Source organism: Pseudonocardia spirodelae, from assembly GCF_037727765.1.
GTDB lineage: Bacteria > Actinomycetota > Actinomycetes > Mycobacteriales > Pseudonocardiaceae > Pseudonocardia > Pseudonocardia spirodelae.
Genome location: NZ_JBBJUP010000001.1, coordinates 145,122 through 168,239 on the forward strand (window position 1 = coordinate 145,122; position 23,118 = coordinate 168,239).

At 68.4% G+C, this 23,118-nt stretch carries 12 protein-coding genes; 10 read left to right on the forward strand and 2 right to left on the reverse strand.

Annotation, left to right across the window (positions count from 1 at the left end; all coding sequences use genetic code 11):
- Nucleotides 1–105: 105 nt before the first annotated feature.
- A complete protein-coding gene (locus WJX68_RS00760; protein WP_340285480.1) occupies nt 106–465 on the reverse strand; it encodes a hypothetical protein in 360 nt (119 codons plus the stop codon).
- The gene (locus WJX68_RS00765; RefSeq protein ID WP_340285481.1) at nt 455–1,852 is read right to left on the reverse strand and encodes a coiled-coil domain-containing protein; all 1,398 of its coding nucleotides are present in this window, start codon (nt 1,850–1,852) and stop codon (nt 455–457) included. The genes WJX68_RS00760 and WJX68_RS00765 overlap by 11 nt, the downstream gene beginning before the upstream one ends.
- A gap of 181 nt (nt 1,853–2,033) precedes the next feature.
- Between WJX68_RS00765 and WJX68_RS00770 the strand changes: the two genes are divergently transcribed.
- From WJX68_RS00770 to WJX68_RS00815, 10 genes are all read left to right on the forward strand, one after another.
- Nucleotides 2,034–3,908 (forward strand): hypothetical protein, encoded by a 1,875-nt coding sequence (locus tag WJX68_RS00770; protein WP_340285483.1) that lies wholly within the window; start codon nt 2,034–2,036, stop codon nt 3,906–3,908.
- 43 nt (nt 3,909–3,951) lie between these two features.
- Nucleotides 3,952–5,535 carry a class I SAM-dependent DNA methyltransferase gene (locus WJX68_RS00775; RefSeq protein ID WP_340285484.1) on the forward strand — a complete coding sequence of 528 codons (1,584 nt, stop codon included), beginning with the start codon at nt 3,952–3,954 and terminating at the stop codon, nt 5,533–5,535.
- 385 nt (nt 5,536–5,920) lie between these two features.
- Nucleotides 5,921–6,703: a restriction endonuclease subunit S gene (locus WJX68_RS00780; RefSeq protein ID WP_340285485.1), complete on the forward strand. Its 783-nt coding sequence runs from the start codon at nt 5,921–5,923 to the stop codon at nt 6,701–6,703.
- A gap of 94 nt (nt 6,704–6,797) precedes the next feature.
- Nucleotides 6,798–8,522, forward strand: coding sequence for an ATP-binding protein (locus tag WJX68_RS00785; RefSeq protein ID WP_340285487.1), 1,725 nt, complete (start codon nt 6,798–6,800; stop codon nt 8,520–8,522).
- Nucleotides 8,522–11,689: a type I restriction endonuclease subunit R gene (locus WJX68_RS00790; protein ID WP_340285488.1), complete on the forward strand. Its 3,168-nt coding sequence runs from the start codon at nt 8,522–8,524 to the stop codon at nt 11,687–11,689. Before WJX68_RS00785 ends, WJX68_RS00790 begins: the two co-directional genes overlap by 1 nt.
- 64 nt (nt 11,690–11,753) lie before the next feature.
- Nucleotides 11,754–12,788, forward strand: a complete 1,035-nt coding sequence (locus tag WJX68_RS00795; RefSeq protein ID WP_340285489.1) for a DUF932 domain-containing protein — start codon at nt 11,754–11,756, stop codon at nt 12,786–12,788.
- A complete protein-coding gene (locus WJX68_RS00800; RefSeq protein WP_340285490.1) occupies nt 12,785–14,269 on the forward strand; it encodes a hypothetical protein in 1,485 nt (494 codons plus the stop codon). Before WJX68_RS00795 ends, WJX68_RS00800 begins: the two co-directional genes overlap by 4 nt.
- A complete protein-coding gene (locus WJX68_RS00805) occupies nt 14,266–16,932 on the forward strand; it encodes a hypothetical protein (protein ID WP_340285492.1) in 2,667 nt (888 codons plus the stop codon). Before WJX68_RS00800 ends, WJX68_RS00805 begins: the two co-directional genes overlap by 4 nt.
- A gap of 118 nt (nt 16,933–17,050) precedes the next feature.
- Nucleotides 17,051–20,401: a DEAD/DEAH box helicase gene (locus WJX68_RS00810; RefSeq protein WP_340285493.1), complete on the forward strand. Its 3,351-nt coding sequence runs from the start codon at nt 17,051–17,053 to the stop codon at nt 20,399–20,401.
- Nucleotides 20,398–22,380, forward strand: coding sequence for an AAA family ATPase (locus WJX68_RS00815; RefSeq protein WP_340285494.1), 1,983 nt, complete (start codon nt 20,398–20,400; stop codon nt 22,378–22,380). The genes WJX68_RS00810 and WJX68_RS00815 overlap by 4 nt, the downstream gene beginning before the upstream one ends.
- Nucleotides 22,381–23,118: the final 738 nt, after the last annotated feature.

Consider the following 23,118-nt stretch of genomic DNA (forward strand, 5'->3'; position numbering starts at 1 on the left):
GCTTGTGTGAGCCAGGCCGGTCAAGATCGTTATTTCTGAGGAGCGGCCGACGCCCCGAACCCACCCCTCCGGGGTTCGAGGCGCCGACCCGGCGGTCGAGCGGCGTCAGCCGCATCGACGAGCCCGCGGGTGCGGTATCGCCTGGGCGAAGAACCGCTGCGACAGAACAGTCACCAGCGCGTTGCCGCGAACGAGGAGACAGACGTCCGGTCGGTCGGGGCTGTAGCCGTAGACCACCTCGGGGTGCAGGACGATCTCCGTCCAGGGACGCGGCCGGTGCTCCCACTGCGCGGTGTCCAGCAGGTGGCGGAGGCGGCGCACCGCGATCCGGCGCTGCACGCCCTCGACCCGCTCCCGGTACCGCTGCACCGCGTGTGCGGTGAGGATCACCGATTCGGGGTCGATCCGGATGTCCGGGATGGGCACGGCGAGCGCAAGGATGGACTCCCGGCGGTCAGGCAGCATCGCTGACGCTCCCGCCGACCCCGGTCCCCAGCGCGATCCGCGCCTGGCTGAGCAGGCGCATCAGCTCGCCGCGCAGCTTGTCGGACTCGGTCTCGATCGTGCTCGCGTGCTGGCGGACCGATCCTGCCGCCTTCGTGATCTTCTCGATCCGGCTCAGCTTGTCGAGCGCCTCCGCGAGCTTCTCGTCAGCGATCCGGACCTCACCTCCTGCGGTGTCCCGAGCGGCCGCCTGCGCGGTGAGGCGGATGAGCTGGACCGCGGTGCGGAGGAGGTCCGTGTCGTCGGTCTCCGGGTCGAAGACCAGCACCAGCCGCCGCGGGCCGAGGCACACCAGACCGTGCCCACCGTTCTGGTCGGCGGTCCGCACGATCCCGAGCGACGCCACCGCGCCGCGGTTCCGCTCGGCCTCGTCGAGGTACTCGCCCCACCGGGGACGGTCGGAGTCCGTCATCTCCAGCGCGACCCGCACGTCCCCGCCCTCCACCGACAGCACCCCGTCGCCCTTCTTGCTGCGGGGGACGCGGCCCGCGGTCGTGCCGGTCTCCACATACTCGTCACCCAGCCCGGCGGCGATCCCGGCCATCACCCGATGCACCGCCTGCTCGTACGGCTCGCCCTTGAGCGGGCTCGCCTGCACTGTCGCGGTGCGGGCCTGCGCCACCGCCTGGGTCGTCCGGACCGCCTCCGCCAGCTCGCTGATCATCGAGCGGACCCTCTCGCCGTCCCGGCTCAGCTCCTCCTTGAGCTGCCGGTGCTGCTCGGCGAGGAGCTGGTGCTGGCGCCCCATCGGCGTGGTGGGGTCGCTCGGGTCGAACTGCCGCTCGGCCTTGGCGATCAGCTCGGCGGTCTGTCGGGTGGCCCGCTCCTCCAGCTCGCGGGACACCTTGTCCAGCACCGGCTGCACGCGGGTGAGGAGCTCGGGGCTGTCGCCTCCGAAGATGCGGGTGAGCTCGCCGAGCATCGCCTTCTGCAGGGTCTCCAGGTCGGTCGCGCTCCGCCGCTGCGCCTGCTCGACGATCTCGCCGAGCGTCTTGCGGGCCGCCTCGGTGGACTCGGCGATGCCGGTCGTCGCCTGGGTGATCGCCTCGGCGGTCCGGCTCGCGGCCTGGGTTGAGGCCTGGGTGGTGCTCTCACGGACCTCGGCGATCAGAGACTCCAGCGCGACGGCCTCCTGGGTTCCACCGGCCGTCGTGATCGCCTGGGCGCCAACGACGATGGCCTGGCTGACGAAGGCGGTCAGGTCGCGACCGACCATTTCCGCGAGGGGGGCGGCGTCGCCGCGGCGGCCGGTCGACCACCTGCGGGCCTCCGAGACGGCCCGTGGGTCATCCACGGACAGCTGGTCGACGACGAGCGCAGGGACGGTGGTGTCGAAGTGTGCGGGCATGGATTCCTCGTCTCCTCCTGGGCGGCCCGGGCGGCCGATCGGTGTGGAGAACCATGGGAGAGATCCGGTTGTAAAGTCGATGCTGAACGCTGAGAAGGCGGCTTCTCGGAGTTCTGCTTCGCCGAAGCAGATCCCCTGCCTATGATCACGTCCAGCAGGAGCGGGGAGGAGGTCCGTCATCGTGGCACAGCGCTCGACCATGACGCTGCAGGACATCGCCGATCTCGCGCGCGTCCAGCGGCACGTGGTGTCGATGTGGCGACAGCGTCCACGGGTCCGTGGCCGGACCGTCCTGTTTCCCTCGGCCGTCTCCTCGGACGATGGCGTCGAGCGATTCGATCGCGAGGAGATCGTCGCCTATCTGGAGGAGACCGGGCGCGGCAACAACGACGAGGTCCGGCAGGACGCACCCGCGCTCGCGGTTCCGGAGGGAGCGGATGTCGAGGACGTCGTCACCCTGCTCTGCCTGCACACTCTCGGTGGAGCGGAGCTCGAGGACCTCACCCCTGCCGAGCTGATCGAGCTCGCCGCGCAGGTCGATCCCGAGGACCGCTTCCTCCTGCGGGAGGTGCGGGCCGCCGACGCCGAGCACGGACTCGGGCGCTACGTCGACGAGCTCATGGCCGCGTCCTACGGGCCGGCCGATGCGCTCGCGCGCCTGGACGCGGGGCGGCTGCGAAGGCAGGAACGTGATCGAGGACTGACGGACACGGCGTACTCCCTGATCGGCGCGATCGCGATAGGGGCCCGGATGCATCTGGCCGGCGCCGTCGCGCTCGTGCCGCCCGTGGCCGATCGGCGGCTCGCCGGTGCGCTCGCCGAGGCCTTCGCCGGGATCATCCTGCCCGACGAGTCCAGGGCGGCGCGCCGCCGCGCCATGATCGAGGGACTCGAGCTGGTCGACGACGCGGATGGCCGGGTTGAGGTGTCATCGCTGGTCGGATTCGCTGAGCAGGAGGCGCTGGAGGCAGCCGACGACCTCGTCGTCTCACTCGAGCCGGGTGATGTCGGGATCGTGCTGGGCTCGGCAGCGGCACTGTGCGATCCGCTGCACGGCAAGGCCGCGCGCAATCGGACGCAGACGCTCGCGGCGGGCAACCTCGCGATGGCCCTCCGGCTGCCGCGCGGGCTGTGGAAGGCGGCGCACCGGCAGAACCTCGCGGTGTGGGTGGTCAGCGGGCTTCCGGACGTGACGCGGTCGGTGTGCCTCGCGGACTTGGAGGGCGCGACGGTCGATCTCGGCGATCTCACCTCGGACGTCATGGCCGCGCTCGCCGGGACTGCGCACCGCGCCTACCGCTACGCGCGGCGCGTGGAGCCGGCCACCGTGCTCGCGGGTGTCGAGGTCCTGCCCCGCGGTGTCCGGGCGACCAGAATCGCCGTGGCCGAGCCGGCCGCCCACCTCGACCGGATTCACGCCGCCACGCTTACGACGAGCGTTCCGTTCCCGGGGTTTGACATCACGGTGGCGCCGGCCCCGGGCCGGATCGTCCTCCGGCAGCGTTCCCTTGGCGAGCTGCACGTGGTCAAGCAGGTCAAGATGCTGCGCGGCAACCGGATCGACCCTCACCGCAGCGATCCCAGCGGAACGGTGCGGGTGCTCGCGGCCGATGGGAGCACCGACGAGCTGCGCTTCGACCCGTTCGACGCGGCCGCGATCTACCGACGCGCGACCCGCACGGAGCCGGGCGACGTGATCTTCCTGGACGGCCCCACGCCGAGGGCCCGAGTGGACGTGGTCGGCGGTTCGCTCGTCGCCACGCCGAGCCGGGTGCTCCGGCTGGCTCTCGGAGCGCCGATCGGACCGCGCGCCCTCGCCGCGGTCATCAACGAGACCGCAGTTGCGGGCAGCGAGTGGCCGACGTGGAGCGTCCCCGACCTGCCGCCGGCCGAGCGCGATGTCCTCGAGTCGGCCCTCGGCGCGGCGGCCGACCACCAGGCCGACCTCAACCGGCGTCTCGGCGCCGTCCACGATCTCGTCACCGGCCTCGTCCACGGCGTCGCCGCGGGCGCGGTCACCCTTGATCCCGTCCTCACCGAGTCGAAAGCAGGCTGACGTGCCACCGCGGAAGAAGGCGGAGCCGCAGGCCCCGTCCACCATGAAGCAACTGAAGGACACGCTGTGGAAGGCCGCGGACAAGCTGCGCGGCTCACTCTCGGCGAACCAGTACAAGGACGTGATCCTCGGGCTGGTGTTCCTGAAGTACGTCTCGGACGCGTACGACGAGCGCCGGGAGGTCATCCGCGCCGAGCTCGCCGAGCAGGGGTACGACGAGGAGCAGATCGCCGACCTCATCGACGATCCCGAGGAGTACCAGGGCTACGGGGTGTTCGTCGTGCCCCCGACGGCGCGATGGTCTTACCTCGCCGAGCACGCCAAGGGCAAGCCCTCCGACGGCGACGAGCCGGAGCGCAGCATCGGATACCTGGTCGACGCGGCCATGGACGCCTTGATGGAGGTCAACGAGAGCCTGCGCAGCGCGCTTCCGGGCGGATACCAACGGGCCGCGGTGGACCAGCGGCGCCTGGGCGAGCTGATCGACCTGTTCAACAGCGCGCGGTTCAGCCGGCAGGGCGAGCACCGCGCACGGGACCTGATGGGCGAGGTGTACGAGTACTTCCTCGGCAACTTCGCGCGCGCGGAGGGTCGCCGGGGCGGGGAGTTCTTCACTCCGCCCTCCGTGGTGAAGGTGCTGGTCGAGGTCCTGGAGCCGTCCAGCGGGCGGGTCTACGACCCCTGCTGCGGTTCGGGCGGCATGTTCGTGCAGACGGAGCGGTTCATCCACGAGCACGACGGCGATCCCAAGGACATCTCCGTCTTCGGGCAGGAGGCCATCGGGGAAACCTGGCGCATGGCGCGGATGAACCTCGCCATTCACGGCATCGCGAACAACGGCCTCGGCTCCGGGCCGGGCGACACCTTCGCCCGCGATCTCCACGCAGGGGTGCAGATGGACTACGTCCTCGCCAACCCGCCGTTCAACATCAAGGACTGGACGCGCAACACCGAGGACGACCGCTGGCGCTTCGGCGTCCCGCCCGCGAACAACGCCAACTACGCGTGGATCCAGCACATTCTGTGGAAGCTCGCTCCTGGTGGTAAGGCGGGCGTCGTGATGGCCAACGGCTCCATGTCGTCCAATTCGAACGGCGAGGGCGCCATCCGCGCAGAGATCGTGAAGGCTGACCTCGTGTCCTGCATGATCGCGCTACCCACGCAGCTCTTCCGCAGCACCGGCATCCCCGTATGCCTGTGGTTCTTCGCCAAGACCAAGGCCGCGGGCAAGCAGGGCTCGATCGACCGTACTGGTCAGATGCTGTTTATCGACGCGCGTGAGATGGGCCATATGGTCGACCGCGCTGAACGAGCCTTCACCAACGAGGAGATCGTCCGGATTGGCGACACCTATCACGCGTGGCGTGGTGCGCCGTCCGCTGCGGCGAAGGGCCTGACTTACGGCGATATGCCAGGATTCTGCAAGTCGGCGACCTTGGACGAGATCAAGGCGGCCGAATACGCCCTTACGCCGGGTCGATACGTTGGTGCCGTAGAGGTGGCTGGCGACGGCGAGCCCTCGAACGACAAGATTGAGCGCCTTACTAAAGAACTACTGGCGGCATTTGATGAATCGGCGCGATTGGAAAGGGTTGCTCGCGAACAGTTGGAGCGGATCAATGTCTGAATGGCAGAGGGTCCGGCTCGGCGCCATCGCAGCGAAGGTGACTGTCGGCTTCGTCGGCTCGATGACTGCGGAGTATCGCGATTCAGGGATCCCGTTCCTCAGGTCTCTAAATGTTCGCCCGCATCGGCTAGACATGTCCGAAATTCGATATGTGAGCCAAGGCTTCCATCAGCGCCTAAGGAAGTCCTCTCTGCATCCTGGGGACGTCGTGATTGTGCGCACCGGGAAACCGGGGCAAGCGGCTGTCGTGCCCGAGTGGTTGCCGGAGTCGAACTGTTCCGATCTGGTAATCGTTCGGCCTGGGCCGCGTCTGAATTCTCGATGGCTGAGCTACTATCTAAACTGGATAGCAGATAGTACGATCGCTAGTCATCTTGTCGGTGCGGTGCAGCAGCACTTCAATGTCAAGGCAGCTGAGTCGATCGAGCTGACCTTGCCTACATTACCTGAGCAAGAAGCAATCGGCAATATGCTGGGATCGCTCGACGAAAAGGTCGCCGCTAACGAAAAGGTGCGGCTACTGGTTGATGACCTGCTACAGGCTAAATTCGGCCGTCTCTGCCAAGGACGCGGGAGAGCCGCTCTGCGGGACATCGCAGACGTTAATGCTATAGCGGTGAAACCTCAACCAGGGTCGAATCTTCGATATCTTGATATCTCATCTGTGCAGCAGGGCTTCTATGTAGGACCGGAGGAGACGCCGTGGGATTCGGCGCCTGGGCGGGCACGACGGGCTCTTCGGTTTGGCGACACGGTTTGGTCGACGGTGCGCCCGAATCGTCGCTCGCACGCCCTGATCCTTGAGGATGACCCTTTGCTGGTTGCCTCGACCGGCCTCGCGGTGCTGTCGCCGAGGCCTGGGCGAGTTGCGGGAACATATGAGGCTAGTCGGCGGGATGTATTTGCCAGCTATCTGGAGAGTGTTGCCGAAGGTAGTGCATATCCAGCTGTTCGGGGAGATCGGTTCGAGGCGGCCCCGATCCCGAACATTACCACCGCTGAGTGGGAGAGCTTTGAGCGAATGGCACTGCCGTTGAGAATGCGAGTGCACGCAGCGGAGATCGAGTCGCGGGTTCTAATGAAAGCACGCGACGAACTACTGCCCCTGCTCATGTCCGGCAGGGTCAAGGTTCGGGAGGCCGAGCGGGTGGCGAGCGAGGTGCTCTGACTTCGACTACTCACTTCGCCGGCTCTGCCATGTGGCGAAGTGAAGTGGCAAAGTGTGGCAAAGTCTGGCTGGGAGGGGGTGGATCGTGGAGACGGTGGCGCTGCTCGCGCGGTTGCGGCGGTTGGGGATGGAGCCTTCGGACGTCGAGGTGAAGTCCGCTCGCGGCGGTCTATCCTCCTCGGTCGTCGAGACGATCAGCGCGTTCGCCAACGGCACCGGCGGCACGCTTCTCCTCGGCATCGACGAGTCGGACGATTTCGCGCCCGCAGAGGGGTTCGACGCCCCCGCGGTGCGCGATGTGCTCGCGGACGCCTGCGCGAACAAGGTTGACCCGCCCTGCCGCGCGTCCATTGAGATCGAGGAGGTCGAGGGCGCACTCGTGGTGCGCCTGGACGTCCCTGAGCTCGATCCCGTAGAGAAGCCGTGCTTCGTCGCGACTCGAGGTGCCTACGCAGGCTCCTTCATCCGGGGCGGCGACGGGGACCGGCGGCTGTCGCACTACGAGGTGACCCAGCTCCTCTCCAACCGCAGCCAGCCCACCCACGACCGCGATGTCGTCGAGGGAGCGACCCCGGACGACCTCGACGAGGCCCTCGTGGAGGCCTACCTCGCCCGCGTGCGTCGCCGCTCTCCGGCCTTCCGTGCCACCGAACGTGGACGACTCCTCGTGCGGCTCGGCGTCCTGACATCCGATGCGGACGGAACGCTACGGCCGACCGTCGCGGGGCTGCTCTGCCTGGGGGAGTACCCCCAGGAGTTCTTCCCGCAGTTGTTCGTGTCCTTCGTCGTGCTGCCCGGCCTGCGCATGGGCGAGACCGCACCCGACGGGCGTCGTTTCCTCGACAACGAGACGATCACCGGGCCGATCTCGTCGATGGTCGCGGACGCCGTGGCCGTCGCGATCCGCAACATGCGAGCCGGTGCGATCGTCACGGGCGTCGGGCGGGAGGACCGCTACGACTACCCGCTCGCGGTGCTCCGGGAGCTGATCGTCAACGCGCTGATGCACCGCGACTACAGCCCCGCGGCGCGCGGCGCACAGGTCCAGGTCGAGCTCTACCCGGACCGTCTCGTCGTGGCGAGCCCGGGCGGGCTGTTCGGGCCGATCACAGTCGCGGACCTGGGCTCGGAGGAACACCCGTCGACCTCCCGGAACCAGACCCTCGCTGCGATGCTCGCGGACGTGGAGGTCCCCGGCTCGCGGGGCGAGGCGCTGTGCGAGAACCGCGGGTCCGGGCTGCTCAGCGTGCTCGCCGAACTGCGTCGCGCGGGGATGAGCCCGCCCGAGTTTGACGTCGGTCCTGGACGCGTCGCGGTCACCGTGCCTCAGCACGCGCTCCTCGCACCCGAGACCATCGCCTGGATCGGCTCGCTCCGCCAGGTCGGCCTGACCGATCCGCAGCATCTCGCGCTGGCCATGATGCGCACGGCGGGCCGCGCCACCAACGCCATGCTCCAGGCCTGGGGTGTTGACCGGCTCTCCGCAGGCCGGGCGTTGAAAGACCTCGTCGACCGTGGCCTGGCCACGAGCACCGGTGGCCGACGCTATGCGAGCTACCGACTGGTCGAGGACGCCGGAGAGCAGCAGGCCGCGCGGCCCGTCCGCCTGACCGGCATCGAGGCCGAGCTCGACGCCGTGCTGCAGGCGATCAAGGCCGGCAGCACCACCACCCGCGCCTTGACCGAACGGCTGGGGCTGTCTCAGCGCACCGTCGCTCGTCGACTCACCACGCTCATCGAGCGCAACCTCATCGCGCCGACCCAACCGACGCGCAGCAGTAGGCAGAGCTACCGGCTCGTCGACCCGGAGGGGAACTGATGTACAGCGAAGCCGAGTGGGAAGCCATCGCGCTGGAGCGGTTCGCCGAGCACGACTGGGAGCCGCTGCACGGCCCGTCGATCGTGCCGGGCACCGCGGGCGGTCGCACCGCCTGGGACGATCTCGTGCTGCGCGAGCCGCTGCTCGCCGCGATGCAGCGGCTCAACCCGCGCGTGCCTTTCGTGTTCCTGGAGCAGGCGCTGGCCGAGATCGCCGCGCCGCAGTCCCAGGACGCGATCGCGGAGAATTATCGCTTGCACCGGATCCTCGTCGACGGCTATCGCGGCGTGAGCTACATCGACGCCGACGGGATCGAGCAGAACCCCACCATCCGTCTCGTGAGCCACCGCGTCGACGAGAACGAGTGGCGGGCGGTCAACCAGGTGACCGTGCGCAGGAAGGACGTGCAGCGGCGCTTCGACATCGTGCTGTACCTCAACGGGATGCCCGTCGTGATCGTCGAGCTCAAGAACGCCGGCTCGGCGCAGGCCACTATCGCCAAGGCACACGCCCAGCTCGCGACGTATATCCACGAGTTCCCGATGGTCTTCCGGTTCTGCGTGTTCACGATCGTCAGTGACGGCCTGCAAGCTCGCTACGGCACGCCCTTCACGGGGCTGAACCACTACTCGCCGTGGAACGTCGACGGGCAGGGGCGGCCGGTCGAGCCCGGCACCGATGTCACCGATGACCGGATCGGGGTGGAGCTGGAGCTCCTCATCGACGGGCTCGGCGCGCCGGGGACCTTCCTGCAGATCCAGCGCAACTTCGTGGCGTTCGACCAGGACTCCGGAGTCCTCGCAAAGCGGATCGCGAAGCCACACCAGTTCTTTGCGGTCACCAAGGCCGTCGACACCACGGTGGCCGCGGCCGCGAGCAACGGCAAGGCGGGCGTCGTCTGGCACACCCAGGGATCGGGCAAGTCGATGGAGATGGAGCTCTACGCTCATCTCGTCGCCCGCCAGCCCGCGTTGAAGAACCCGACACTGCTCGTCGTCACCGACCGCACCGAGCTCGACACCCAGCTCTTCGAGACGTTCAACCGCTCACGGCTGCTGAGCGAGACGCCGATCCAGGTGTCGTCGCGCGAGGAACTGCGGACCGCGCTGCGGCAACGGGTCACCGGCGGGATCTACTTCACGACGCTGCAGAAGTTCGGACGGACACGCGCGGAGCGGGCAGCCGGGCCCGAGCACCCGCAGCTTTCGGACCGCCGCAACATCGTCGTCATCGTCGACGAGGCGCACCGCAGCCACTACGACCACATCGACGGCCTCGCCCGCAGCATCCGTGATGCCGTCCCGAACGCCACCTTCATCGCCTTCACCGGCACGCCACTGTCCCTGTCCGGACGCGACACCGAAGAGGTGTTCGGCGAGGTCATCGACACCTACGACCTCACCCGCGCAGTGGCGGACGGCGCTACTGTGCCGGTCCGCTTCGAGCCGCGGCTGATCTCGGTGAAGCTCGCGGGGGACGTCACCGAGGAACAGCTCGACGAGGCTGCCGATGAGGCGACCCTCGGGCTCGACGACGTCGAGCGGGCGAAGATCGAGAAGTCCGTGGCGGTGATCAATGCCGTCTACGGCGCGCCGGCCCGGCTGAAGGCGCTGGCAGCGGACGTCGTGGAACATTGGGAGCGGCGCTCCGCGGCGATGGCGCCCTTCCTCGGCGTGACCGGCAAGGCCTTCATCGTCTGTGCGACCCGGGAGATCTGCGCGAGGCTGTACGAGGAGCTCGTGGCGCTGCGGCCCAAGTGGCACGGTGACTCCGACGCTACGGGCGTCGTTAAGGTCGTGTACTCCGGGTCGGCCTCAGACACCGAGCTGATCCGTCGGCATGTCCGGCGCGGCTCGGACGTCAAGGTCATCCAGAACCGCATCCGGGACGAGGACGATCCGCTGCAGATCGTGATCGTCAAGGACATGATGCTCACCGGGTTCGACGCGCCGCCGCTGCACACGCTCTACCTGGACCGTCCCCTGAAGGGGGCGCTGCTGATGCAGACCCTGGCCCGAGTCAACCGCACGTTCCGCGGTAAGCCGGACGGCCTCCTGGTTGCCTATGCGCCACTGGCGGAGAACCTCGAGAAGGCGCTGGCCGAATACACAGAGCCCGACCGGACGACGAAGCCCGTCGGCCGGGACGTCGACGAGGCCGCCGTGGAGACGCGGCGACTGATCGAGGAGCTCGACAAGCTCTGTGCGGGGTTCGGCTGGCGGGCCAAGCTCAAGGGCAAAGACCCGAAGATCTGGTTCAAGACCGCGACAGCGCTCGCCAACTGGCTCCGTTCGCCGTTGACTGCGGGCAACTCAGGGGACGACTCCGAACCCATCGGGCAGCGGTTCCGCAAGCTCGTCGCGCGGCTCGCCCGGTGGTGGTCGGTGGCGTCGGGCCGCGAGACGCTCGCGGACCTGTGGCCCGCTGTGCAGTTCTACGAGCAGGTCCGGGTCTTCATGGCGAAGCTCGACGCTGCAGAACGGCAGGCCGCCGGTGAGCCGGTGCCGGAGGAGATCCAGCGGCTGCTGTCCGAGCTCGTCGCTACCTCGACGGTGACGGGCCGGATCCTCGACATCTACGAGGCGGCCGGGATGCCGAAGCCGTCGCTATCCGACCTCAGCCCGACGTTCCAGCTGCAGGCCCAGCAAGCCGAGAACCCTCATCTCGCCATTGAGGCGCTGCGCAACCTGTTGACGCAGGAGTCCGCCACGGTCGCGCGCAACAACGTGGTTCGGCAGCGGGCCTTCTCCGAGCGGATCAAGGAGCTGATGAACAAGTACACCAACCAGCAGCTCACGTCCGCGGAAATCATCGCCAAGCTCATCGAGCTGGCCAAGGAGGTCGCTGCCGAGGGAAACCGCGGGCAGCGCTTCACGCCACCCTTGAACGACGACGAGCTGGCTTTTTACGACGCCGTGAGTGACAACCCCTCTGCGGTGGATCTGCAGGGTGAGGAGATCCTCGCGCAGATCGCGCGAGAGCTCGTCGCCGTGATGCGTCGGGACGTCAAGACGGACTGGATGGCACGTGACGACGTCCGCGCCAAGCTCCGTTCGTCGATCAAGAGGCTGCTGGTGAAGTACAAGTATCCGCCGGACAAGCAGCCGGGCGCGATCAAGCAGGTCATCGAGCAGATGGAAGCGATGGCCCCGCGCTATGCGGCGTGACCTGCCGGCTCTCAGATGAGTTGAAGGTCCGAAGAGGGAATGGGCTCAGTATGGCTGAGCGACGGTGAGTCTGGGGGCCGCAGTGCCGCATTATCGCGACGCCAAGGGTGGGGAGTTCCTGGTCGCGTCGGATCACGAGAGAAGCTTCGGCCCGAGGGGTGTTCCGCCGTTCCTTCGTTTCTGCATGAAGTCGGGTGCTGCGGGAGACCTCGATGCGGACCTCGGGGGCGAGGCCGGCTCGTTGTTGGCAGCTGCCGAGCTGGACTGGCGAGTCGATCATCGCCCGGTCTTGACCGAGCTACACGAGGGAATCGCCCCGGTACAGGGCTACCAGGCGCTCGTGCGACCTGATCGCGGCGAGGTGATGGGCGTGGTCACCTCGGCGTACCGCGTCGCGGAGAACGAGAAGCTCGCTGAGGCGGTCGTCGGCCTGGCGCAGCGGCATCACTCGAGAGCCGAGCTGATCGGTGCCGCCTCGTTCGGCCGGGCAAGTGAGCGGGTGCTCCTCGTGTGCCGCGTGACCAAGCTGTCGCCTGGCGAATTCCTTATCCTGCTTGCTCACAACCGGCACGGCGGTGAGGGCGCTGTCCGGGTCCAGCTCGTCATCGCGGACCTGGCCGCCGATGCCGTCCTCACCCCGCCCGCGAGGTGGGACTCCTACGAGATCCCGCACGTCGGCAGAATGAGCGATCGGCTCGAGCTGCTCGAAGGGAGTCCCATGATCGAGGACTACCTGAGCGAGATCTCCGGGCCGCGTGAACGCCTGGAAGAGGCGCGATGGTCTCGGAGCCGTACGCAGCGGCTGCTCCATGAGTTGTGGGGTGACCCGCCAGACAATGAGCCGAGGACGAAGGAGGGGGCGCCGCTTGAGCCCGATGACCGAGTGAAGCGCCACCCCGCCGCGTACCTCAGTCGTGATCTGGACGAACGCAAGACGGCCTACGACGCCTTCCGGCGCATCTGCTCCTTCCTCGACAACGAGTCCGAAGCGTGCGAGCGCGGGGACTTCACGAAGGATCGCGACGAGCGTCTCGCGCTCGGCGCCGGCACCAAGCTGAAGCAGAAGGCCTGGCGGTGGCTCGTGGGAGCTGTGCAGTGACCGCTGTCGTCGAGGGGCCCGCTTGGGCGCAGAAGGGGCTCGACCAGCGCGATGGGCGCTATCCGCTCGCCGTCGAGGCTTCCGTATTGGGCATGGTCGCGATGCTCATGCCCGGGGTGTCCACGCTGACCGACTTCGCCCGGTACTACGGGCTCTACTGGGCACTGGCCGACTACGCCGAGCGGCTGGATCTCGACGGGGCGGGATGTCAGCGGATCCTTCGCCGATCCGAGGTTCTGCTAGCGCTGGCGACGAAGACCCACGACCCGGACGGCGTGACCGCCCATGGCGCGGACGCCTTGCAGCGAGGGCTGAAGAGAGGCGGCTCAGCCTGGGAGCTGGCGGAGTTGGGTAAGACCTCGTACTCGCCCCGGAACTGGGGGTTCTGGTCTCAGTACGGCGGTCCGTCCGATGTTCTCGGGACGGCGACGACGAAGGACGGAGCGATCCGGCCGGCGCGGCACGCCTGCCCGGAGCCGGTCCGCCGGATGTTCGCTCCGGTCTTCTCCGCCGCGAGCCGTGATGCCACGCCGCCGAGTGACCTCCTCCCACACCTCGCGCAGCTGTCCGTCGGGTCGTCAGGGGGAGCCGACTCGGAAGCGTTGCGGGAGCTGTTCACCGCCACCCGTGCCGGAGTGCACGACCCCGACGGCTGGGAGCCCACCGACCTCACGCGCAGGGCGACGATGCGGATCTTGTTGCGCGCCAAGCAGCTGTCGCCGGACGAGCCCTGGACGGTCGCCCTCCGACAGACACTGGCTTTCGGCCCCGGTGCGACGGACGACCAGGTCCTCGCCGACGAGGAGCGGGCTCTCGCGTGGCGGGGACTCCTGTTGCGGCACTACTCGGTCGGCGCGTGGCGGCGATTGTGGGCCGGACTCGTCGACTTCGTACGCGACAACGGGGTGACGTCCCGCGCCCAGATCCACACGTGGATCGGCGACCGACTTCCGCCCTCGAGCGTCTCGAAGTGGGAGACGATGCTCCCCGACTTGGCGGACCCGGATGGGCACCCCGCTCCAGCCGAGGAGCAGATCCTGGCGCAGGGCGAAGGGGCGTTCGAGAACCTCGCGCTCCTCTCTGTCGGCGCCCGCCGCCGTGAGACCCTCGACGGGCTGGCTCTTGAGGCTTTCCGCGGCGGCAAGTCGGTCCGCAACAGCATCCTCGGCCCGGAGTGGGTAGGCCGTCGTGTCAACGAGAACGCGACGAGGTCGCTTCGCGATCTCGGATGCGACCTCGTCGACGACATGCTCGCCCAGTCCCGGCGGGTCGCGTTTCGCAAGGTGCAGTTCCAGCACGGCCGCATGCAGGTGTTCTCCCGCCTGCACGAGCGCAACGACACCTTCACCGCGAGCAGTCGGGAGGGTTCCGGGAACGTGGGGTTGCGCGTCGACCAACTGGCCGGACTCGCCACGCAGTTGGGGCTCGCCGACGACGCCGTCACCAACCTCGGGTGTGACCTCCTGGAGCTGCCCCGATGACGACGATCGAGCACACGGCCTTCGCCTCCCCGCTGACCCTGCTCAGCCAGTGGCAGGACCGTCCGGAGGGGGATCCGCTCCGCGAGTTCCTCGTGCTCGGGTACACGGCGGACCTGGCGTTCCTTGAGCGGTTCGCGGTGTCCAAAGCACGTCAGATGGGGGCTCGGGTGACTGTCCTGTCCGATGCTGACCAGCAGATTCACGACCCGATCGACGTCCGCTTTGCGGGCCACGTCTACCAGTACGGCGCCGCGACGATTCCCGGAGCGTTTCACCCGAAGCTCGCGATTCTCGTCGGGGAGGAGGACGTATGGACGGCCATCGGCTCGGGCAACCCGACGATGTCGGGGTGGGGCCACAACCATGAGCTGTGGTGTGTTCTGCGTGGTCGCCGCGACTGTGGGCTCCGCGTGCAGAGTGATCTGGCGTCCTGGCTGCAGGACCTCCCACGCCACGTCGCCATGCCCGGCTGGATCGCCGAGACGCTCTCGGATATCGGAGCCGCTCTACGGCCGACGGCGATCGACGACAGCCGCCCGGACGTGCGGTTGCTCCACAATCTGCAGGAGCCGATCGTCGACGCACTGCCGGCGGGGGCGGCCGAGGTGAACCTGGCCGCGCCCTTCATCGACCCCTCCGGCGCAGCGGTCCGCGCAGTCCTCGATCGGGCCCGTCCCGACCGAGTTCGCGTCGCACTCCAAAGCGAGTTGTCGTCCTTCGTGCCGAGCACTCTCCTTGCGGCTGCCAGCCGCACCGCGGCGGAGTTCCGCGATGTGGACGACGAGCGCACGATGCACGGCAAGCTGATCGAGTACGTCGACCGGGACGGTCGTGTGCACGTCGTGGTGGGCAGCGCGAATGTGACCTCCCCGGCGCTTCTCAGGACTGTCCGAGAGGGCGGGAACTGTGAGCTCGCCATCGCCGCGTCGGTGGAACGCAGCCTCCTGCCCGACGCCCGGCCCGTCTCGGCCGACGTGGTTGCTCAGTGGCCGTCGACGGCGCCATCGGAGCGGGAGGAGTCATCGCCGGTCCTGCGTCTGCTCGGCGCTCGACGGCTCGAGCGGGCTATCGAGGTGACCGTCGTCAGCGGGGTCGACGCAGCGGTCACCGTCGAGCTCTCGCCGGACGGAGCTCCGGGGTCCTGGCAGCCGCGTGGGGTGTTCGCCGCCTCCCCGGGTTCAGCCGCGGCGACCTGGACAGTCGACTCGCCTGAACCGGCGGGCGCCGCCATCCGACTCGTCGCGACCCTCGGGGAGACCGTCGTCGAGTCCGTCCCGGCCTTCGTGACCGATCCTCATCGGTGCCGACCGCGAACGGACTTCGGCAAGGAGCCACGGCTTCGGGGCGCGTACGAGCTCGATGAACTCATCGGGGACTCGGAGGTGATGGCGCGCTTCAGCAAGGACCTCCTCAACCTGCTGAAACTGTCGGCCGAGCAGCGTGCCTCCACGGCGACTCTGCGAGCGCCCGCAGGGGGCACGGCCGAGGTGCAGGCGAGGAAGGACGCGTGGACGGATTTCCTCGACCACGCGACTCACTCGATGGGCGCCGGGCTGGTCGAGCTGGCGTTCCCGGGCGCCCTGCCTTCCCCGGTGAGCACCGTTGAGGCCAGTGAGTGGGCGGTGGGCGCGGTCGACGACGAGACCGAGCTCGCCGAGGACGAGACGGAGAACGACATCGAACTGCTCGACGTCGAGCTCGGCCGGGAGGCTCGCCGGGTTCCACCTGAGGCCCGGTCGCGCTACCGCGCGTGGATCCACCGGTGGGTCAGGTCGATCTCACCGGGCCCGTCGGTGGCTCTGCCCACCCTCCCGCTGCGGATGACGGTGGCCGCTCTCTTCCTGGAGCTGCTTGCCGCCGGGATCTGGGGAGCCGACGAGTCGTGGCGAGAGAATCTTGCGGACGTGGTCCGCTCGCTCGTCGAGGACCGAGCTGAGATCGACGACAGCCCGGAGCAGTCGCACGCCTACCTCGGTGCGCTCGTGGCGGTGTGCCTGGCGGTGCTCGGGCAGGATGCCCGAGTCCGCGGCGGTCGGCCCGCCGACGTCGTGCTGACGAGAGCGTGGGAGCCCGCGCACGACGTTGCGACCTTGACCGAGGACGTCGTGCTCGAGGCCGTCCTGCTGCGGTCCAGCGAGATCGGTGCGCGGCTCGCCGGTCGTGCCGAGGTACTGGCCACAGTGGAACTCGCGCGTCAGGCGACCGCCGATCCGAAGGCGGAGATCAAGGCGGGCCTCGCGGCGGCGGGGCTGGACCTCGAAGAGCAGCACGGGGCCTGGGTCGCACACGGCACCTTTAAGAACCCCATGCGTCCAGCAGCGCAGCTCGCGACCGAGCTCTACGACGGTGCGCCGCTGACCTGCGTCGCGACGAACGGCGCCCGCTCGGTGACGATGGTGCGGTCCGAGGGTGCGGTGGCCATGCTCGACTCTGCCATCGGGAAGTGGCGCGTCTACGCGATGCGACGCCCGAGTACGCCGCTCACCGTCTTCGGGCAGGGCGAAGGCGTGCCCGCGACCAAGCAGATCCTCGCTGCTCGTCCGATCCCGCCGGGGGTGTCAGCTCTCGCGGGACCGACGGATCTCGATGCGGTCGTCGCGAAGTACGGGCCCCCGCGTCGTCCGCCGGCCAAAGACGCCGCGTGGACCGACTGGGACTGGTGACCGGCTGTCTCCGGCTCAACGGCCTAATCCAAATAGATGATCTGTTGCGCGATTCGCCGCGTTCGTACCTCCGGTGACGATGTCACGGACAACTGGACAACGATGGTGAGGGAGTGACGTGGAGCAGTTCGTTCGTTCCGGCGGTGACGTGGCTCGGACCTTCGGGTATCACCCGCGTACGACTGACCTCACCGCGCTCCTTCACGTTTCGCCGTTCACCCGGCTCGTCGTTGTCGGCGGTGGGGTTTCGGACGTCACGGCCTCGGTCCCGCAGATCCGCACCGCCCCGACGGTGGAACTCCCCAACGGCGTGTACTGGTTCTCCGGGATCGAGTCGCCACTCACGATGGTGGTCGACGGCGGACTGGCCACGGAGGACGGCTCTGCGATCGCTGTCGACGATCTGACGCAGGACGCACCGCTCATGAGCGCCTACGAGTGGGCCGAGCATCTGTGGGATGAGGGGCACGCCGTGCCGCGGCCCCGGTTCGGGATCGGTGAGAGCGTCGTCACTCGCTCCGACGGCAAGGACTCCGAGATCAAGTCTCGGAGGTTCGTCGCCGGCGTGTGGCGCTATGAGGTGCGGCTCGACGGTCGTTCGCAGCGTTTCACGGAGTCGGCGCTGGAGTCGGCGCCGGAGTTCGGCGGCCCGGCGGAGTGGGTTCGATCGGCTCCAGCCGCCATCGACCGCTTCGGCGCGACGCTCACCCGGGGCAAGCTCGCGGCCACGCTGACGGACACGGTCTTCTCGTTCCGGGCGACCCGGACCGTCTTCCGCCCGTACCAGTTCAAGCCCGTTCTCCGGCTGCTGCACACCGGAGCCACCCGAATTCTCATCGCCGACGAGGTGGGCCTGGGCAAGACCATCGAGGCGGGGCTCATCTGGACGGAGCTGGAGGCTCGGCGGGCGGCCGACCGGGTACTGATCATCTCGCCGTCGTCGCTGGTGGGGAAGTGGCAGCACGAGATGGAGGAGCGCTTCACCTTCGAGCTGGAGGAGCTCGACACCAAGGGCCTGGCGCGGTTCCTCGAGCAGCATCGACAGGACCGGCTGCCCAAGCGCTTCCGATACATCACGAGCCTCGAGCGTCTGCGGAAGTGGGGTGGGCTCGAGGAGTTCGACGACGCCCCGCCACAACTGGACCTGATCGTCGTCGACGAGGCACACCAGATGCGCAACCCCGGCACCAAGAGCCACGAGCTCGGTGTGCGGCTGAACGACTGGGCAGACGCCCGCGTGTTCCTCACCGCGACGCCGGTCAACCTCGGCTACCACGATCTGGCGAGCATGCTCGAGCTGCTGGCACCCGAGGACTTCGACGACCCCCACGTGTTGGCGCTGCGGCTGGAGCCCAACGCCGTCCTGCACCGGATCGAGAGCCTGCTCCTCAACCGGACCGCGAACGGCGCCGAGCGGCTCGCGGTCCTCGACGATCTCAAGAATATGACCTTCGGCCCTGCGCTGATGAGCAGGCCGGACTACAAAGTGCTCAGGGAGCTCGTCGGCCAGGACATCCTGGATCCGGCTCAGGTCGTCGAGGCGCGCCGCATCCTCGCGGACCTCAACGCCCTGTCCTCTGCGGTCACCCGCACCCGGAAGGCGGAGATCGACGACGCCAAGGCGCTCCGTGACCCGCACACCGAGCGGGTCGTCTGGACCGACGCCGAGCGTGACTTCTACAGCGAGTATCTGAACTGGTGCCGTCGGCGTGCGGAGGTGGTGAACATGCCTCTGCATTTCGCGATGCAGATGCCGCTTCGGCTGGCCAGTGCCTGCCTCCCCGCCGCGCGCGCCGCCGTCCTCGGCCACACCGAACAATGGGCACCGCAGGACGAGGACGATCCTTCCAGCGCTTCCGCCGCCTCGACGGTGCCGCCCCACAGCGACCTGCTCGCGGCGGCGAACGCGCTGCCGAGCGGAGTCGACTCCAAGTTCGACGTGCTGCTGCCGATCCTCGAAGACCTGATTCGGCAGGGCAAGCAGACGCTGCTGTTCACGTTCTCCCGGCCGACGCTCACTTATCTCAGGAACCGCCTCTCGGGCGACGCGCGTGTCGCGGTCCTGCACGGCGGTGTCCCACGGGAGGAGCGGCGGCGCGTCATGACGCAGTTCCGCAAGGGCGAATTCGACGTCGTGCTCGCCAACCGCGTGGCCAGTGAGGGCCTCGACTTCGAGTTCTGCTCGACAGTGATCAACTATGACCTGCCCTGGAACCCCATGGAGGTCGAGCAGAGGATCGGCCGGATCGACAGGATCGGACAGCACGAGCAGAAGATCCGGATCGTCAACTTCTACAACGAGGACACCATCGACGAGAAGATCCTCACGCGCGTGCTCGAGCGCATCGGCGTCTTCACCCGCGCCATCGGCGCCCTGGAGCCGATCATCCAGTCCGAGCTCTCCTCGCTTCGCGAGGCGGTCTACAGCTTCGACCTCGACGTCGCGCAGCGTGAAGCGAAGGCGGACCAGGTGATGACCGCCATCGCCGCCAAGAAGGCCGAGGCAGAACGGCTGGCAGGTGCCGCGGCAGATCTCCTCGTCAGCAACGACGTCGACGTCACCGGGCTCGAGCGTGAGCTTGTGCGGGCCGGCCGATACGTCGGACAGAAGGAGCTGGCGCACCTGCTGCACGACTGGGCGAACACGGCTGGGGCTCCTGGCCTCACTCGTGCCGACGACTTACACGTCACCCTGCGGGGGAACGCGGCGATGGGCGACCAACTCCAGGACGTGGCCCGTCGGGGTGACCGCCTGCAGACCGAAATCGTCGAACTTGCGCGAGCGCTGCGTGACGAGGCCGTCCTGCCGCTCGCTCTCGATCAGGAGGACGCGCGCACCACGGGGGGAGCGCTGCTCACCGCGACCCACCCGCTCGTCCTCGCCGCGGTGTCGGTGCCCGGCCACAGACAGGCCCGGTTCGCGCATGTTCGCGTCCACGATCCAGACGGCGTCGCCGAGCCCGGCCGGTACGCGGTCGTTCTCGCCCGCGTCGAGGGCGACGGCGAACGCGCAGTTCGAGAGCTCTGGGGCGCTGCGGTCGACCTGAACGGACGCGAGGCTCCGACAGCTGTGCCCCACGCCCTCCTCGCGGCCCTCGCCCGGGGGGAGTTGAGGGAGGCCGATGACCCGGCTGATGCCCCACAGCTCGTCGGGCCGATCTCGCGGGCGGCCGACCTGCTCGACGAGCGGCAGTGGGACGAGGAGCAGCGACGGTCCGCTGAAGGCGACGCCCTCGCCGACAGCCGACGGCTGAGCCTCGAGGAGCAGCTTCGCCGCAAGGAGAGCGTGATCGAGCGCCGGATGCAGACCGCCCGCGCCAATGGCCGCGGAGCGCTTCACCTCTTCGAAGGACAGCGGCGCCGCGCTCGGGAACGGCATCGAGAGGCGCTGCGGCTCCTCGACGATGCGAAGTCGACGGAGCTGCGGATGGAGCACATCGCCGTGTGCTACCTGGAGGTCGCGCGATGAAGCACGGTGCCGAGCCTGCCATCGCGGACGAGCGCGCCGCCGACGAGCGGTACCGGATCGCTCTGCGACGGGAAGAGAGCCGCCGCTTACCCGTCCACCAGGGATACGGCGACGCTCGACGGATTCCCTCGAAGGCAGTCCTGACCCCGGTGCCGCCGCGCCGCGGTCTGCTCGGTCGGGTCGAGCTGGCCGAGCCCACCGACTTCTTCGACGGCACGAACTTCTACATCGGCTCGCGCCCGCTCGATGCCGACGGCCTGATGGTGTTCAGCTGGGCGGCGCCGATCGCGAGCACGTTCTTCCAGAACCGCGGAACGCATGACCTGTGCCCACGGGTCACGGCACGTCGGACGCTGCTGCGCCGCGGCGGACAGATCGCCGACTACGTCGACGACGACGGGCCTGCGCCCCGGACAGCCGAGCCGTTCGCCGCCCGGAGGCTCTCGATTCCGAAGGCACCGGCGCGGCGGCCGCTCCCCGGTCGGTCCATCCCCGAACAGCGTTCTAGGAGGTCCGCCGCGCAGGCACAAACCGATTGCCCGACTGCTCAGCCTCATCAGACAGCCTCAACGCTCCGTGCGGGACGTGCAGTGTTGGCCGCCATCGAGGCCCCGCGTACCGAGCGGCTCACCAGTGTGCTGGCGACTTTGCAGCCAGACCAGTACGCGTACGTCACGGCCGCTGCCGACGCGCCCGTCGTGATCCAGGGCCACCCCGGAACTGGCAAGACCGTGATCGCCGCGCATCGTGCCGCGTTCCTCGTCCATCGCGACAACGAGCAGCGGTGCCGCAGCGTCCTGATCGTCGGGCCGACGGCGCATTACGTCCGGCACATCGGTGGTGCAATCGATGACCTCGTCGACGAGGAGGGAAGCGTCGACGCCCTGACGATCGAGGACGCATTGCTCGAGTTCCGCGGGCTCTCCGCTCAGATCGACGGAAGCCGGCCTGTCGTACTCCGTGACACCCGCAGCGAGCTCGCAGAGTTCGCGGAGCAGGCCGCGCGCGTGCTCCGCGATGAGGGTGAGATCGGTTCGCGGATCGCGCACGCCGACTGTGTGCGGCATGTCTACGAGGCACTTCGGCACAACAGATTGGGTCGGGCACGCCTGACCCGCGATCGGGACTGGGCCAGGTACCTGCGGGAACTGCCGGAGTTCGAGCTCGCGAGCACTCAGCGCCGCTACTTGGCGTTGCTGGCGGCCTGCGGCGTGGCGGCCGCCGGAGTGCCCCCGTACACCTACGACCATGTGATCGTCGATGAGGCGCAAGATCTCACGGCGCTGGAGTGGGCCGTCTTGATGAGGATGAACCGCGGTTCTTGGACTCTGCTGGGTGACATCAACCAGCGCCGCTCCGACCTGAGCTGTCATAGCTGGTCCCGAGTTTCGACCGTGCTCGCGCGACCTCTCGCCGTCGAGACCCTCCGGTGTGGCTACCGGGGCACGGCCGCGATCATGCAGTTCGCCGGCAGGCTGCTCTCTCGAGAGGAGCAGACCGTGGAGTCACTCCAAACCGGAGGTGTCCCGCCGCTCATCCGGAAGGTGCGCCCAACGGAGCTTTACTCACGTGTTCCTGCTGAGGCGTCGGTCCTGCTGACTCGCCATCCGGACTGGACCGCGGCTGTGATCGGGATGGCTCCCCAGCAGGTCGTGCGTGCCCTCCGGATCGCCGGCTACCACGTGGACCCAGCCGACGACACCATCATGGTCCAAGACGGCAAACGTGTGCGGGTGTTGGATCCGCAGGAGGCGCGCGGGCTGGAGTTCGACGTCGCGATCGTCATCGAGCCGGGCGACTTTCCGCCGCGACTGGGTGGGCACGGGCTGCTCTACACCAGCCTGACCCGGGCGAATCGCGAACTTGTGATCATCCATTCCAAGCCATTGCCCGCGGCGTTGCGCAGGCCCGGCAGTGCGTCAACGCCGCCGCCGGCCGATCCCGCGTGGAAATCCGTGCGACGCCGACGCGGTGCCTGAGCACCGAAGTGGCGGTCGCGCTCGGTGCGCTGGACCACTGTCCGGCAGTAGTGGGGCGTCCTGTCCGGCACCCGGGCGGCGCGCTTGCGCCGGATCTCTGGAATGACAGTGTGGACCGTGAAGGCGACAGGCAGGGCGAACGCGAGGCTCAGCTGATCGAGCACGGTCTGCTGGCTGACAGGTGGCTGGGAGGCGCCCCCTTCACTGGCGAATGTGACGACGCGGGAGCAGCTGGCGGCGTTGTACGAGCAGGCGTACTCAGACGCAGCGGTCACGACGGCATTCCCGTTTCAGGTCGGTAGCTGCGGATCGTCAGCAGGAACGCAAGCCGGGCCGCTTTCACACCGAAGAGGTCACTGGTTCGATCCCAGTATCGCCCACAGTCAAAATTCCTGTTCACAGCCTCGCGCGAGGTTCGAGACCGAGGGCTTTTCGTGTCCGGAGCCGGGCAGGCAGTCGCGGTCACCGGACATGCCGCCCGATGTCCGCGGTCGACGGCGTCCGTGCCTCGGAGCCGGCGCGCGTAGGGCGTGCTCCACACAGGAGTCGACGGGCGAGGCGCTCACGCAGAACCGTCGTGCCACCTGGCAGTTCCAGGTAGGCCTCTCGTGCATTCCTGACCGCCGCCGAATTGTCGGCGGTCAGGGCCCGACTCCGCGCGGGTCGGGGGGAGGAGTGAGCGGGGCACGCGAAAGCGAGCCGGTGTCGTATACTCGTGATGCACGTCACTCGTCTGCT

Coding starts and splice junctions, on each gene's coding strand:
- WJX68_RS00760 (WP_340285480.1), bottom strand. CDS start 465: ATGCTGCCTGACCGCCGGGAGTCCATCCTTGCGCTCGCCGTGCCCATC.
- WJX68_RS00765 (WP_340285481.1), bottom strand. CDS start 1,852: ATGCCCGCACACTTCGACACCACCGTCCCTGCGCTCGTCGTCGACCAG.
- WJX68_RS00775 (WP_340285484.1), top strand. CDS start 3,952: ATGAAGCAACTGAAGGACACGCTGTGGAAGGCCGCGGACAAGCTGCGC.
- WJX68_RS00790 (WP_340285488.1), top strand. CDS start 8,522: ATGTACAGCGAAGCCGAGTGGGAAGCCATCGCGCTGGAGCGGTTCGCC.
- WJX68_RS00805 (WP_340285492.1), top strand. CDS start 14,266: ATGACGACGATCGAGCACACGGCCTTCGCCTCCCCGCTGACCCTGCTC.
- WJX68_RS00815 (WP_340285494.1), top strand. CDS start 20,398: ATGAAGCACGGTGCCGAGCCTGCCATCGCGGACGAGCGCGCCGCCGAC.